The sequence below is a fragment of the Pedobacter jamesrossensis genome (assembly GCF_042650905.1).
GTDB lineage: Bacteria > Bacteroidota > Bacteroidia > Sphingobacteriales > Sphingobacteriaceae > Pedobacter > Pedobacter jamesrossensis.
In genome coordinates, this window is the sequence record NZ_JBHSBY010000145.1 from 129,632 (window position 1) to 145,388 (window position 15,757).

Below are 15,757 nucleotides of genomic sequence, written 5' to 3' on the forward strand. Positions count from 1 at the left end.
GTAGTTTAATATTTAAGACAGAATGATGCTAACTAACCAGTTTTTTACGCACAAATAATAACCCAAAGGCTTTACCATTCGATTTGCTTCTATTTTTATGATGAATTTTATGTGCTTTTCTTACTGCCTTTAAGTATGTATTGTTGCTTTTGAAAGTTTTAAATCTTCGATGCACGAACCAATCGTGTACAATAAAATAAATTAAACCATACAAGGTAATCCCTAAGCCAACTGAAAACTTAACGCTACGATTTTCTCTATCAATAAACATTAAATAAAGAGCTATAACCGCGAAAAGAATCGCAAATAAATCATTCCACTCAAAAAATGATTTTGACCTTTCGTGATGACTTTTATGCATAAACCAAAGCGGCCCATGAAACAAATATTTATGTATAAACCAGGAAAAGCATTCCATTAAAACGACAGTAATTACTACAATAAAAACATCTATTAATATCAACATATTTATTAAATCGGATTTGTAAAGATATATAAACCAATGATAACGACTTTTATTGTCACAAAAATGTAAGCTTATATTCCTTTTTTAATCGAATGATTAACAAATGGAAATTTAGCACTATTTTTGACTAAAATATTAAAAAAGTCAGAAAGTAGAAAAGTAAAATGATTGTAGCCGATAAAAAGCGAGAACTAATTATTGATGGTGCCATTAAGCGATTTACCCATTTTGGTATTAACAAAACCACGATGAATGATATTGCAGAAGATCTTTCCGTATCAAAACCATCTCTTTATTATTATTTTCCAGATAAAAAGCATTTAATACTTGGTGTTATTGAGCGAGTGTTTACCGACTTTTATGAAACTTTAACTAAAAAAATTAACCCAGATTTACCCTTAGAAATCACTTTATTCAATTCTATTGATATTAGAAATACCTTTTTTCAGAAATATTACATGTTAAGAATTGCTGAAGGAATTCCAGACCTTTTAAACGACGATGTTATTAAAAGTAAGCTTAACTCATTAAAAAATTTAGAAAAAGACTTTTTCGCAGCGCTTTTTACCAGAGCAAAAGAAAAAGGCGAAATTGATCATGAAGATATGAAACATGTTTCTGAATTATACCTGGAAAGTTTAATGGGACTCACAACCATGTGTGTAATGGAAACAGGAAAAGACATCTTCCCTGATAAAAAAGCACTAAATAAAATGACGCAGAAGCAAAAAGACCTTTCATCAATCTTTACTAAAGGTTTAAAGTGCGAATAAAAGATAAAGGTCAAAATCTTAAAAAGTAGGTGTAATATTTTAATAATTAGCACACTCTACTTAATACTAGTAATAAACAAGAACCCAAAAACAAAAAACAATACATTATGCTTAGAGTAAAAATGGTAAAATTAATGCTCGTCCTGATTATCGGCTTGGCTTTACCTCAATTGGTTGCTGCACAACAACAGCTAACCCTAAAAGATGCGCTAACCTTTGCGCTCCAAAACAATACCAAATTGCGTAAAGCAAAACTGGATATTGAAGGAGGAAGATATAAGGTTGAAGAAGTTAGAGCCCAGGCTTTACCAACAGTTTCTGGTACAGCTGGTTTAACTTATAATCCAATAATTGGCCAACAGGTAGTTGATTTCGGTGGACAATTACAAACCCTAAAGTTCGGTCAGAAATGGAATTCGAGCGCAGGTGTTCAATTGTCTCAGCAAATATTCAATCAGCAGGTTTTTACAGGCTTACAAGCTGCAAAATCGAGCGAAGAATACTATAACCTAACTTCTCAGCTAACCGAAGAACAGATTATAGAATTAGTTGCAAATAATTATTACCAAGTTTTGGTTAACAGACAGCAATTAAATGTAATCGACACGAACATTAAAAATGTTAAGGTTGTAGAAAAAATAGTTGGCAACCAATACAAAAATGGCTTGGCAAGAAAGATTGATGTTGACAGGATTAACGTAAACCTAACTAATTTGAATACACAACGTGAGCAGGTTATTAACGGAATAATCCAATTAGAGAATCAATTGAAATTCTCAATGGGAATGCCAGTATCAACCCAAATTAGCTTGCCAGCAACCGAACTTACAGAAGTTACGCAATTACCTGTTCTTACCGATTCTATCGACTTGGCAAATAGAACTGAGGTTAAACTTTTAGATAATCAAGATAAACTTTTATCGCTTCAACGCAAGGCTTACGTAGCAGAATACTATCCTACATTATCATTATCAGGAAACTACACGTATTCGAGTCAAAGTAATGGTTTCGACTTTTTAAACACCAATGCTACGGCTATTGGTTTTGGCTCATCAGCAATTGGTTTAACTTTAAAAGTGCCAATTTTTAACGGATTTTTAACACGTTCCAAAGTTCGTCAGGCTGATGTAAGCATCAGAAAAGCACAGGAAGACAGAAAAGAATCTACAAACTCTTTAAACCTGGCTTACGAAAATGCTAAAATCCAATTGCGTAATAACCTAAACACGATTAATTCGCAACGTAAAAATGCAAATTTAGCTCAAGAAATTTATAAAAGCACACAAAACAACTACAATAACGGTTTGGCCTCTTTAACCGATTTAATCGATACGGAGAATGCTTTAACAGAGGCGCAAAACAGTTATACGCAGGCGCTATTGAATTATAAAGTTGCCGAAATACAATTAATAAAATCAAACGGAAATATTAAATCGCTAGTAAAATAGAAATGAAAAGAGTAATTACCATAATCATCGTAGTTGTTGTTGCCCTAGGTGCAATAGCTTATGTTTTAAGCAACAATAAAAAGAAGAATGAAGCAAAAACTGCATTCATTGCCGAAGGCGGTGGCGCTGTTGCCGTTCGTGTTGCTACTGTAGAGAAAAAAGTTGTTGACTTGGATTTTGTTGCCAATGGAAACTTTGTTCCAAAGCAGGAATTAAACTTTTTATCAGAAAATGCTGGTCGTGTTTCGGCGATTTATGTTGACGAGGGCGCACGCGTGAGCAAAGGACAGGTTTTAGCTCGTATAGATGCTGAAATCATCAATACTGATAGAGAAACTGCTCAGGCATCTTACGATAATGCTAAAAGAGATGAAGCTAGATACCAAAGTTCTTACGAAACTGGTGGCGTAACGCAACAACAATTAGACCAAGCTAAATTGGCTACTAGAAATGCAAAATTGCGTTTACAAGCATCTCAACGTAAATTGAGTGATGCAAACATCAAATCTCCAATTAACGGTATTATAAACAAACGTTACATTGAAGTTGGTGCTTTCGTAACTGCACAAGGAACACAGCTATTCGAAATTGTTGATGTTTCTAAATTAAAGTTAAAAGTTAACGTTAACGAATCGCAGGTGGCAAGTTTAAAAATTGGGGATAATATAGATATCAAATCATCTGTTTTTCCAGATGATAAATTCTCTGGCAAAGTAACTTTCATTGCTGCTAAAGCTGATGCAACTTTAAACTTCCCAATCGAAATTGAAGTAACAAACAATACAAAAAATAGCTTAAGAGCGGGTATGTACGGAACTGCTGTATTTAATTTCCCTAAACAAGCACCAAGTATTCTTATTCCACGTACTTCTTTTGCGGGTAGTGTAAGTAGTAACCAAGTTTTTGTTTACGATAAATCGAACAATACTTCTAAAATTAGAAAAGTTGTTTCTGGAAGAATTTTAGGAGATAACGTTGAAGTGCTTAGTGGATTGAATGAAGGTGAAACAGTAATCACTAGTGGACAAATTAACTTAGCTGAAGGCACTGCTGTAAGCATTGTTAAATAAGTTAATTTACAATTTTGTCATCCTGAGCTTCCCAAGAAATCGGGACAAGTTGTCAAAGGATAATGACATATCAACATAAAAAAATAAAATGAAGATAACAGACATATCTATAAAAAGGCCCTCGCTGGTAATTGTAGTGTTTACCGCACTTACTTTACTTGGGCTGTTAAGTTACTTTTCGTTGGGTTATGAATTACTTCCAAAATTCTCAAACAACGTAGTATCTATATCAACCATTTACCCTGGTGCATCACCAGCAGAGGTTGAAAATACGGTAACCAAAAAAATCGAGGATGCCGTTTCCTCAATGGAAAACATCAAGAAACTAAATGCGGTTTCTTACGAAAGTTTATCCGTTGTAACCATTACTCTAACAGACGCGGCAAACATCGATATTTCATTGAACGATGCGCAGCGTAAAGTAAATGCCATCCTTTCTGATTTACCAGAGGATGTAAAAACACCATCGTTAAGTAAATTCTCATTAGATGATTTACCGGTAATTACCATGACAGCTTCGGCAAACATGGATGATGTAACTTTTTACGACTTAATTGACCAAAGAATTGCTCCGGTAATTTCGAGGGTAAGTGGTATTGCTCAGGTAAACCTTGTAGGTGGTTCGGAGCGTGAAATTCAGGTTGCTTTAGATGCGGCTAAATTACAAGGTTACAACCTTTCTGTTCCTCAGGTTCAGCAGTTGATTTTAAGTTCAAACTTAGATTTCCCTACCGGAAGTGTTAAAACTCAGAATCAGGATGTTTTAATTCGTTTATCTGGTAAATATAGAAGTATTGATGAATTAAGAAACTTAGTAATTACTACATCGAAAGATGGTGCTCAAATTCGTTTAGGCGATGTAGCTGATGTTCAGGATTCGAAAAAAGAAACGGTGAAATTGGCTCGTATTAACCGCCAATCATCTATTGCAATTCAAATTATTAAACAAAGTGATGCGAATGCGGTAAAAGTGAGTGAAGGCGTACACGCCATTATTGCAAAACTTAAAACAGAATACGGCGCACAAAAGCTGGATATTAAAATTGTTAACGATAGCTCGATTTTCACGTTGGAATCAGCAGATGCGGTAATACACGATTTAATTCTTGCAGTTGTGTTGGTAGCCTTCGTAATGCTTTTCTTCCTGCACAGTTTACGTAATGCGTTAATTGTAATGGTGTCTATTCCGGCATCGTTAATTGCGACCTTTATTGGCATTAGTTTGTTTGGCTATACCTTAAACTTAATGTCTTTATTAGGTCTATCACTCGTGGTTGGTATCCTGGTGGATGATGCGATTGTGGTACTGGAAAATATCCAGCGACATATGGAGATGGGTAAAAACAAGGTTAGAGCAGCCTCTGATGCAACAAGAGAAATTGGTTTTACCGTTGTATCAATTACCATGGTAATTGTAGTGGTATTCTTCCCTATTGCAGTAAGTTCTGGTTTAGTATCTAACATTTTACGCCAGTTCTGTGTGGTTGTAATTATTGCAACTTTGCTTTCATTGGTCGCATCATTTACCATTGTTCCTTTACTTTTCTCCAGATATGGAAAGTTAGAGCATATTGAGGGTAAAAATATGTTTGGCCGTTTCATTTTATGGTTCGAAAAACAGCTTAAAAAATTCACTATATGGATTACGAACATTTTAAACTGGTCTTTACGCCACAAAGCACTAACCTTGATTATGGTTTTTGTACTGTTCTTGGGTTCTTGTGGATTACTTGGAGCAGGTTTTATCGGGTCGGAGTTTTTCCCGAAATCAGATAAGGGCGAGTTCTTAGTACAAATCGAATTACCAAAAGACGCACCCTTAGAACAAACAAATTTCTACACACAAAAAGCAGAAGCTTTCTTAGATAAACAACCAGAGATTATTCAGTTAATTACAACTGTTGGTCAAGCCAGTGGTGACTTTGGTGGAACTCAGGCAACAGCATACAAATCAGAGATTAACGTAAAGTTAGTAGAGCGTGATAAACGTGAAGGTATGTCATCCGATGTATTCGCTACGAAAATGAGTCGTGCATTAGCTAAAATATTGGTTGGAGCAAAAGTTAAAACGGTGCCAATTAGTATTTTAGGTATTGCTGAAAATGCACCTATCAGTTTAGTGGTAATGGGATCTAACTTAGATAGTGCGTTGAAATACGCAGAAGGTGCTAAAAGTTTATTAGCAACAATTCCTGGAGCAACCGAGATTAAACTTTCTGTAGAAAAAGGAACACCTGAAATTAATGTTCAGGTAGATAGAGATAAAATGTCGGCTGTTGGTTTAACACTGGCAACCGTAGGCTCTACAATGCAAACTGCTTTTGCCGGTAATACTGATGGTAAATACAGAAAAGGCGAATATGAATATGACATCAATATCCAGTATCAGGATTTTAACAGAAAAGATATTGATGATGTACGTAACCTGATTTTTGTAAACGATAAAGGTGCGCAAATTAAGTTATCTCAATTCGCAAATATTACCGAAGGTTCAGGCCCAAGTCAGTTAGAGCGTTTAAATAAATCTACATCAGTATCTGTTCAGGCACAATCAATCGGTCGCCCAACAGGTACAATTGTTGCCGATTTTAAAGCAAAATTAATAGAGTTACAAAATAATGGTAAACTAAAGGCACCAGTTGGCGTAAGCTATACATGGGCTGGAGATGAGGAAAATCAATCTGAAGGTTTTGGTACTTTAGGTATCGCTTTATTGGCCTCTATTATTTTAGTTTACTTTATCATGGTAGCTTTATATGATAGCTTTATTTATCCATTGGTGGTAATGTTCTCTCTACCATTGGCTTTAATCGGAGCTTTATTAGCATTGGCCTTAACTAACAACTCCCTGGGTATATTTACCATTTTAGGTTTTATTATGCTTATGGGTTTGGTGGCAAAGAATGCGATTATTTTGGTCGATTTTACCAACCACATGAAAGCTGAAGGAAAATCAACTATTGATGCGTTAATTTTAGCTAACCATGCTCGTTTACGTCCAATTTTAATGACAACCATCGCCATGATATTTGGTATGCTACCTATTGCTTTAGCAAGTGGTGCAGGTGCCGAGTGGAAAAATGGTTTGGCCTGGGTTATTGTTGGTGGTTTAACCAGTTCGCTATTCTTAACCTTAATTGTTGTACCCGTAGTTTACCTAGTTTTCGATAGAATGTTAGATAAATTTGGCTTCAACAAAAAAGTAAAAACAATTGATGAAATGCTGGAAGAACCGTACGACCACAAGGACGTTTTGGAATACGATGCAGATCTAGAACATTAAAATTTATTATACAGATTAACAATCATTTCAGAGCTGCCTCCCAAAGGGCAGCTCTTTTTATTTAAAAGAAATAATCAGATAAGGAAAATCACTTTTTGATCGCCTAATTTAGTCAGCCTGTTTACTAAATCTTTTTTGTTAACATCATCAGAAATTTAAGGTTCAGCATCAAAAAAGTACATCGCTTCCATCCCGTTTATCAACAAATTGATGTGCAAAATACTTCTAGCCAAACAAAATATTGTACAACATTGTATATTAGTAGTATGCTTAAAATATTCGTTAGCGCACTTTTCGTTAGTTTCGCTCTTTTTGCAAAGGCCCAACATCCGCCAGTATTCGATGCAATGAAAATAGATTCTTCATTCATCAATCTATACGATTTAAATATTAATTTGGTTAAATACAGTTACAAGCCTAATGGTATAAAATTTTTGGTCGTGCACGATAATGAAGATACAGGCGTAAAGGCGGGTTTCGACTATATCCGCTGGAGCGGTGGTGAATTAATAGATTGCCAATACGGTGGCGTTCGCGATTATAATTTCAGTTATATGGATGATGTTTACCGCATCGACCCAAATGCAATTTATACGGAAAGAGGAATAAATACCCGTTTAAAGAAGGACGAATTCAGTTCTAACGAGGTAGAAAAAGCACTTAATGATGCAGGCAAGAAGATTATCGATTTTTACAATCCGAAATCTACAGGCTATATTTTAACCTTACATAACAATGCAGATGGAGGTTTTGGCATATCTTCTTACCTAGCTGGATATGATTTGGCAAGCGCCGCAGATTCGGTTTACATTAATTTTGAAATGGATGGAGATGATATGCTTTATGTAACTGATGTAAGGCTTTTCAACAGCTTTAAAAAAGCAAATGTAAACGTAATGCTTCAATCTAAATTTGCAGAAAATGACGGCTCTTTATCTGTTTACGCAATGCTGAATGACATTCCTTATATCAATGTGGAAGTTCAACATGGGCATATTGAAGAAAACTTAAGACTTATTGAAATTGCAGTTGCTGCCTTAAAGGAACACGGAATGATTAAGAAAGAATAGCCTCCTAGTCTATCGCTCTAATTTTACCAACCAGTAAACTAACTAGTAAACCAAAAACACCTATTACAGCGTAAGAATATTGCAAACTAGATAAAGCAGAGATATATCCTATTAGTGGTGGCCCCATTAAAAACCCCAAATAACTAACACTCGAAACCATTGCAATAGCAATACCAGGAGCAACTTTTCCGTTTTTCCCGGCGACACTATATACTGTAGGCACAATACTGGAAACGCCAATACCAACCAACATAAATCCAATTGTTGCGGGAATAATGTACGGCAGAAAAACAGATAAAAACATACCTGATGATATAATTAAGCCACTAATTTGAATGGTTTTTTTGCGTCCAAGCTTTTCAATGATTTTATCGCCAACAAAACGACCTGTTGCCATCATAACCATGAAAGATGCATAACCTAAAATGACTAAAGAAGTTGGTGCCTTTACAATTTCCTTAAAGTAAACACCACTCCAATCGAACATGGCGCCTTCTGTTGCCATACTACAAAAACCTATAATACCCAGTTGTAAAAGGGCACCTTCGGGCATGGTAAATAGTTTTGGTTTTCTTTCACTTTTCGCCCCTTTTCCTGGAACCAGATGTTTATAATTTAAAAGTACATTGCCCCAAATAAGAAAAGCAATAATCCAGAAATGGTAATAAGGTATAATGTGTAGGTTAACCATAAGCAGGCCAACCAATGCACCCGTAAAACCAGCAATACTCCATGCACCGTGAAAGGAAGTCATAATTGGTCGGCCGAAAAGTTTTTCTGCCTCAGAACCTTGTGTATTAACGGCGATATTGCACATGTTGCCAACCACACCAAATAAAAATAGAAAGGCAGCTAAGTGCCAAGGTGCTGTAGCTAATCCTAAATTGCTTAGCGCCAAAACATATAAGGGAGCTGTGATTGTTAAAATTAGCTTGCTTCCATATTTAGTAACCAACCGACCAGATATAGGCATTGTAATTAACTGTCCAAGCGGTAAAGCCAATAAAATACTGCCTAGTTTACCATCTGATAAGTTTAAACTGTGCTTAATATCAGGAATGCGACTTGCCCAGGAAGCAAACGCAATTCCTTGTCCGAAATAAAACAAAGAAACAGCTAAGCGGATTCTATTTGGGCTGCTTAATGCTAATACAGGTTCATTTGCTGTTTGATCGATTACTTCCTGATTTGCCTTAACGTCTTCCAAAATAAAATATTAATAATGAACGGGTATTATTTTGTAAAGTTCCTGAAATCTATCCGAAATATAAAGACTTATTTAATATTTATGTATATTATTTTACCATAAAAGCCCGCTTTTGGCGGGCTTTTATGGTAAATGTTTATTTGCGACTATATCTTGTTGGGTTGAAAAAATTTAACAAGCCCATCACCTTCACTTGCTACAATTAGTAAGCTTCTTCCATTCGGGCTATCTTTTGGTCTTACAAACAACACACCTTCAGGTGCGTCGCCTGTGGCAAATAGTTGAACAAATTTTGGTGCCGTTGGTATTGTAACATCGTAAATTGCAATCAAATCTACGCGCTCCATGCCTATAAAAGCTAAAGTTTTGCCATTAACTTGCGCAACCGTTACACCCTCCACTTCTACTCCTTTATTGTCAGAACGGGTATCATCGTATTTACCCGCATCAATAACACGTTGTTCTAAATCTTTACCAACGTTAGCAACCAAAGCACCAGTGTTAGCGTTAATAATACTCATGCTTCTTCCACCAGTAGCATATAATTCATCGTAATCACCATCGCCATCTGTATCGCCAAAAGCTTTAGTAACAGTTAATCTACCTAAATTTCCATCAAGCTGTAATGTGGCAGCTGTTGGGAATTTGGTTGGATCAAGCTTTAAACTTTTCACCCTAACCTCTTCATCATAACCTTTCCAGGCTCTTGTGTCACCTTCATTTGCTAAAGCTAAATAGTTATTTCCTTCTGTCGAGAAATAAGAAATCGCATCAGGAAGATAAAAAGCCTTTATTGGCCAAGTTCCTAAAGCTATTTTAGCATCTAAATCACTAACATCAAAAGCATTTTCAGTAAGGCTAATGTCTCTAGTACCTAATGGATTAATTTTGGTGATTGTTCCAGCTACAATATCAATTTCTGCTATAGCATTATTTTCTTGTAGGGTTACATAAGCCTTTTTAGAGTCAGAGCTTACAGCAATATATTCTGGTTCGATATCTTGCGCAAAACTTGCTTTTGGTCCGTAGATTCTAAAACCACCAGCAACCAAAGCCGCTTTTTGCGATTCGAATGAAGAAAAATCTAAGGTTTTAACGGCATAATTATTTTTCACATTGATAACCGAAATCGTTCCATTTGGGTCAACAGTGTAAGCATCATTTGGCTCCCCTTCGTTAGCCGAAAGAATATAATTTCCATCCGGACTAAAAGTAACCATATCTGGCATTGCGCCAACTGTAATCTTTTTAACCTCCGATAAATCGGATGTTTTTAAAACCACCACATCGCCACTCCCTTGTTTATCTGCGCCATCTAATGCAATTGCTAATAAACCATTACTAACAGCAACACTATTTATGCCTGCATTATTTGGGTAGGTAAGTGTTCTTGATTTAGTTACCGTTGGATAATTAGATAAATCCAGCACTTCAACCTTTGCACCGCCGTCATTGCTTACTACGAAAAGTTTTTTGGTTGATGGATCGTAAGCAGAAATTTCTGCTGCAGTTTCGCCGCCTAAGTCAATTGATGCAGTTTCTTTAAAGCTTGCGATATCCTCAGCTACAATTGGCTCTATTTCTTCTACAGGTTCTGAAGTTTTTTTACAGGCAGTTATTGCCATCGCTGCCATTAACAAGGCAACGAAAAGTTTTTTACAGTTCATGGTTTGTTTGCTTATCTGAACCGCAAAAATAAAATTACAACCTATAATTTACAGATGGGTTGTGTTATCATTTCATTAACAAATTATTCAAATACCGTAAAACTGATGTTAATTTATCTCTCGAAAAACAAACACTTACTAATAATAAGAAGTATTGAGGTTATTGTTCTTCTTTTCTGCAGCTTCTATTATCGAATAATCAGACAGTATAAGTGCAGTTCCTTTTTTTACGCAAACATCATGCTCGAAATGTACCGATGGTTTCCCGTCTGCGGTTCTAACTGTCCATCCGTCCCGCTCCATAAACACATCTTTTGTGCCCATGTTTATCATCGGTTCGATTGCCATTACCAGGTTTTCTTTCAATAACATTCCGGTTCCTTTTCTACCATAATTAGGTACTTGCGGATCTTCATGCATACTCTGCCCTAAACCATGCCCAACAAAATCTCTAACCACACCGTAACCTTGTTTTTCATTGTGTTGTTGAATAGCAAAACCAATATCGCCCAAACGTTTTCCAACCACAGCTTCTTTAATCCCTACAAATAGAGATTCTTTAGTTGTTTTTACCAGTTTAATAATTTCAGGTTTAGCATCACCAATAATAAAAGTATAAGCGTGGTCTCCATGATATTTATTTTTAATTACACCAACATCAACGGATATAATATCGCCATCCTTTAATTCTTCTTTACCGGGAAGCCCGTGAACAACCACATCGTTTACAGAAGTAATTAGCTGAGAAGGAAATCCGTTGTAATTGTAAAAAGATGAGATTGCTCCATTATCGTGAATAAATTCTTTGGCAAGTTTATCAATTTCCTCCGTTTTCATTCCTGCCTTAAGTACGCCTGCAATTTCTGATAATGTTTGGCTTACAAGAAGTGCACTGATTTGCATCAGTTCTACCTGTTCATCTGTTTTGTATATAATCATGCTGCCGCAAAGTTACCAATATGAAGACTACGAAGCAACGAAAACCCGAAAAAGCTAAAAACCCGTTTCAAAATTTAATTTGAAACGGGTTTTTTATTTATATGTTCTGTACAAGCACAGCCAAATAATTTATTAAATATGTATTGCTCTGTTATCAGTTGCAGCTAAAGCCGCTTCTTTTAACGCTTCTGTATAAGTTGGGTGAGCATGGCAGGTACGGGCAATATCTTCTGCAGATGCACGGAACTCCATAGCAATAACTGCTTCAGCAATCATGTCGGCAGCACGTGGGCCAATCATGTGTACACCTAAAACTTCATCTGTTGTAGCATCGGCCAAAACTTTAATGAAACCATCTGTATCCATACTCGCTTTTGCACGTCCACTTGCCTTGAAAGGGAATGATCCTGCTTTATATTTTGTTCCCTTTTCTTTTAATTGCTCTTCTGTTAAGCCAACAGATGCAACTTCAGGCCAAGTATAAACAACTCCAGGAATTAAGTTATAGTTGATGTGTGGTTTTTGACCAGCAATAGTTTCCGCAACATAAGTTCCTTCGTCTTCTGCTTTGTGAGCCAACATTGCACCAGTAATTACATCCCCAATTGCATAAACGCCTTTAACCGAAGTTTCTAAATGCTCGTTTACAGGAACTTTCTTTCCTCTTTCTTCAACGGTGATTCCTATTTTATCTAAACCTAAGCCTTCAGTGTAAGCCGTACGACCAACTGCAACGATGCAATAATCAGCTTCTAAAGAAATGGTTTCTCCTTTTGGGGTTTCGGCTGTTACCGTTACCGTTTTACCTTTTGTGGTAGCGCCAGTAACTTTGTGACCCATGTAAAACTCCATACCCAAATTTTTCTTCAAAACGCGTTGAAGTTCTTTACCTAAACCGGCATCCATTGTTGCAATTATAGAAGGTAGAAATTCTACAACAGACACTTTTGTGCCTAAACGAGCATAAACCGAACCTAACTCTAAACCGATAACGCCACCACCAATCACAACCATAGTTTTAGGCACTTCTTTGATATTTAAAGCCTCAGTTGAAGTGATGATCCGTTTTTTATCAATAGGTAAAAATGGTAAAGCTGTGGGTTTAGAACCTGTAGCAATGATTACATTTTTAGCCGTTAAAGTTTCGGTAGAACCATCAGCTTTAGTAACTAAAATTGTGTTTTTATCTACGAATGAACCAACTCCTTCATATGAATCGATTTTATTTTTTTTGAATAAATAAGTAATGCCGGCTGTATTTTGAGCAACAACGTCGTCTTTGCGAGCGATCATTTGTGGCATATTCACCTTAAGATTTTTTAAATCGATACCGTGAGTAGCAAATGTGTGAGCAGCGTTGTGATAGTGCTCTGAAGAATCTAACAATGCTTTTGATGGAATACAGCCTACATTTAAGCAAGTACCGCCAAAAGTTTTATATTTTTCGATAACAGCAGTTTTTAAACCTAACTGAGCACAACGTATTGCACCCACATAACCGCCCGGTCCTGAACCGATAACAACGACATCGTATTGCATAATTTCTTTAGAATTTTGATTAGCCAAATGTAGGGAAAAAAGGATGAAAGCTGAAAGCTAAAAAGCTTAAAGACTGCACAGAAATTAACAATTTTACAATGAAAACGTATTGCGGTTAAATTTTTCTAATCTACTTTTAATGTTAGGGTTAAGGTTCTATTTCAAACAAAAAAAACTGCTGCGTTTGGTTTTTAGAGAAGTTATTATCTACGCAGAAAATTAAGGTTTTGTGTCCATTCGGCAAATCACGGCCAAAAGTTATGCCCTCGAAATTATCTATATGCATATTTAAACTATCGAAATCGAACAACAATTTCTTGTTTAAGGGTTTTGGTGGATTTTGTAAAAAAGAAGGATTATCAATTTCATTTTGGGCGCCATTTAAGTCGACTAGATACAGCTTTATAAAAGTATGATCATCATGCCCTTTTGCCCATGCCCGCTCCATTACAAGTAAAGTATGGCTGTTAATGGCAAGAATTTCTGAAATCCCGTTTACATTCCAATCGTTATCGACAGTAGGCTGAACAGGAAGTTCACCTAAATTGTAAGCATACTGAGCGATATTCTTTTTACTTGCAATATCAAATTTAAGTATTCTGGTTAAAGCACCTCTAAACCCAAATGAAGCAGCTTTTCCATCCTGATATAAAGGTTCTTCTAAACTTGCATACAGTGTTTTAAAATTATCTGCAAAAGTTACACCTTCAAACAATGCATTTTTTCTTGGCCCGTTTTCTCCTTTTGTAAAGTGAAATCCTTTCGGCAAAGGAATGGTATCGATAAAATTTCCTGTTGGAGAAACAAAGGTTAAAGCTGGTTGCACAATAATCGAATCGCCATTTTTAAACAACCTTTCGCCTTCGCTACTCCAAATTATCTGATTTGTTTTTGGATTATAACGAGCCGATTCTCCATCGGGTTTTAAGGTTTTATCGGTACCATATTTCGGATATTCCTTTCCGTTCTCCTGTTTCAAAAATATAACACCAGTTATTTGAACCGTATCAATTTTATTATCCTGGATTTTTATTTTTGCATTATAAACCCTAGCTGGACTAAATTGTGATGGGTCATCGCTAATTAAATAATATTGATTCGATTTTTTATCATAATCAACCCCAGATAAGCCTCCAACAATAGTATTTTCAAACTTCTGATTTAGAGGCATTACATATTCATCAAGAAATTTTAACGAGGAAATTGTTGTTTCTTTATTTTTAGAAGAAGCATACTTAGTTGTAGAACAAGATGCTAGAAGGCAAATAAACAGTAGAGATAACAAAGAAAATTTAGCTGATGCTTTTTTCAAATCGATATAAATTATCTTGTAAAAATATAGATTTTGTATTAATAAAAAACCGTTTCAATGTTAAATTGAAACGGTTAAAAAATTAATTAAAATTATGCTTAAAACAGTTTACCAATAACACGGTAAGTTGTTGTATTTCCACTAATCACCTCTTCGTAATAAACATCATCTGGAGATACATAATATTTTTCGTTTTTAATGGTTACTTCTCTGCATCCTTCTGGCAAAACGTTAATAATATCTCCAATTTGATGAGTATCTACAGGGCCATCAGTTGTATTTAAAACACCATCTTTACCTGCAACAATATAAACAGCCTTGCCATCTTTATTTGCACCTTGAGTGTAGTAAACACCTTTATATTCGTAATAATCTACACCGTCAATAGTTACTAATTCTGCTTCGCTTGGCAAACTTGGAACCTCTGCTCCAACTGGCGGAATAACAACCTGATAATTATTTTCGTATTGGCGATAAAATAATCCACCAGAATAATAATATTGATCAGGACCATAATAAAAAGGGTAATATCCAAAAGGCAAAACATTTAGACGAAATCCTATAAATGGTCTATAATAATTATAATAGCCATAATATGATCTGCCATAACGGCTGCCATATCCAGGACGATAACCATAATTTGGACGATAACCTATCCCCGGTCTGCTACCAGGGCGATAACCTGGACCTGGACGATAACCAGGACGCTCAGGTCGGCCTCCATAAGACAGATTACCTCCACGATTAGGCGCCTGAGAAATTCTATTGTTCGATGGTGCTTGCATAGATGGCTGTCTTGAACCTCCGCCTCTTGATGGTGATACAGAACTTGAACGACCACCACCGCCACTCATGCTTCCACCGCCACCTCTGCTTGGTCTTTGAGCAGAAGCAACTTCAACGCTAAAAGTTGTTATCATTGCTGCTACAGCAAAAACAACTAATCCTTTATTTAATAACCTCTTCATTTTATTGTGTTTAAA

Annotated in this window: 12 protein-coding genes; 5 read left to right on the plus strand and 7 right to left on the minus strand. The window is 35.9% G+C overall.

Annotated features, from left to right (window positions below; translation table 11 throughout):
• Positions 1 to 28: 28 nt before the first annotated feature.
• Positions 29 to 466, minus strand: a complete 438-nt coding sequence (locus tag ACFOUY_RS20435; protein WP_378963140.1) for a sterol desaturase family protein — start codon at positions 464 to 466, stop codon at positions 29 to 31.
• A gap of 164 nt (positions 467 to 630) precedes the next feature.
• Between ACFOUY_RS20435 and ACFOUY_RS20440 the strand changes: the two genes are divergently transcribed.
• From ACFOUY_RS20440 to ACFOUY_RS20460, 5 genes are all read left to right on the plus strand, one after another.
• A complete protein-coding gene (locus tag ACFOUY_RS20440) occupies positions 631 to 1,239 on the plus strand; it encodes a TetR/AcrR family transcriptional regulator (protein ID WP_378963141.1) in 609 nt (202 codons plus the stop codon).
• Between the two features lie 107 nt (positions 1,240 to 1,346).
• Positions 1,347 to 2,687, plus strand: coding sequence for a TolC family protein (locus tag ACFOUY_RS20445; RefSeq protein ID WP_378963142.1), 1,341 nt, complete (start codon positions 1,347 to 1,349; stop codon positions 2,685 to 2,687).
• Between the two features lie 2 nt (positions 2,688 to 2,689).
• Positions 2,690 to 3,757 carry an efflux RND transporter periplasmic adaptor subunit gene (locus ACFOUY_RS20450; RefSeq protein ID WP_378963143.1) on the plus strand — a complete coding sequence of 356 codons (1,068 nt, stop codon included), beginning with the start codon at positions 2,690 to 2,692 and terminating at the stop codon, positions 3,755 to 3,757.
• Positions 3,758 to 3,845: 88 nt separating this feature from the next.
• Complete coding sequence (locus ACFOUY_RS20455) at positions 3,846 to 7,040, plus strand: efflux RND transporter permease subunit (RefSeq protein WP_378963144.1); 3,195 nt, start codon at positions 3,846 to 3,848, stop codon at positions 7,038 to 7,040.
• Between the two features lie 266 nt (positions 7,041 to 7,306).
• Positions 7,307 to 8,110, plus strand: a complete 804-nt coding sequence (locus tag ACFOUY_RS20460) for a hypothetical protein (RefSeq protein WP_378963145.1) — start codon at positions 7,307 to 7,309, stop codon at positions 8,108 to 8,110.
• Between the two features lie 4 nt (positions 8,111 to 8,114).
• On the opposite strand, the gene ACFOUY_RS20465 is transcribed toward ACFOUY_RS20460, so the two are convergent.
• The 6 genes from ACFOUY_RS20465 to ACFOUY_RS20490 all read right to left on the minus strand — a co-directional run bounded on the left by ACFOUY_RS20465 (position 8,115) and on the right by ACFOUY_RS20490 (position 15,742).
• The gene (locus ACFOUY_RS20465) at positions 8,115 to 9,317 is read right to left on the minus strand and encodes an MFS transporter (protein ID WP_378963146.1); all 1,203 of its coding nucleotides are present in this window, start codon (positions 9,315 to 9,317) and stop codon (positions 8,115 to 8,117) included.
• Positions 9,318 to 9,463: 146 nt separating this feature from the next.
• On the minus strand, positions 9,464 to 10,984 hold the full coding sequence (locus tag ACFOUY_RS20470; RefSeq protein ID WP_378963147.1) for a choice-of-anchor I family protein: 1,521 nt from the start codon (positions 10,982 to 10,984) through the stop codon (positions 9,464 to 9,466).
• 138 nt (positions 10,985 to 11,122) lie between these two features.
• Positions 11,123 to 11,923, minus strand: coding sequence for a type I methionyl aminopeptidase (gene map, locus ACFOUY_RS20475; RefSeq protein ID WP_378963148.1), 801 nt, complete (start codon positions 11,921 to 11,923; stop codon positions 11,123 to 11,125).
• 132 nt (positions 11,924 to 12,055) lie between these two features.
• Positions 12,056 to 13,462, minus strand: coding sequence for a dihydrolipoyl dehydrogenase (gene lpdA, locus ACFOUY_RS20480; protein ID WP_378963149.1), 1,407 nt, complete (start codon positions 13,460 to 13,462; stop codon positions 12,056 to 12,058).
• 148 nt (positions 13,463 to 13,610) lie between these two features.
• The gene (locus ACFOUY_RS20485) at positions 13,611 to 14,774 is read right to left on the minus strand and encodes an esterase-like activity of phytase family protein (RefSeq protein ID WP_378963150.1); all 1,164 of its coding nucleotides are present in this window, start codon (positions 14,772 to 14,774) and stop codon (positions 13,611 to 13,613) included.
• 98 nt (positions 14,775 to 14,872) lie between these two features.
• Positions 14,873 to 15,742: a DUF6515 family protein gene (locus tag ACFOUY_RS20490; RefSeq protein ID WP_378963151.1), complete on the minus strand. Its 870-nt coding sequence runs from the start codon at positions 15,740 to 15,742 to the stop codon at positions 14,873 to 14,875.
• Between the last annotated feature and the right edge of the window lie 15 nt (positions 15,743 to 15,757).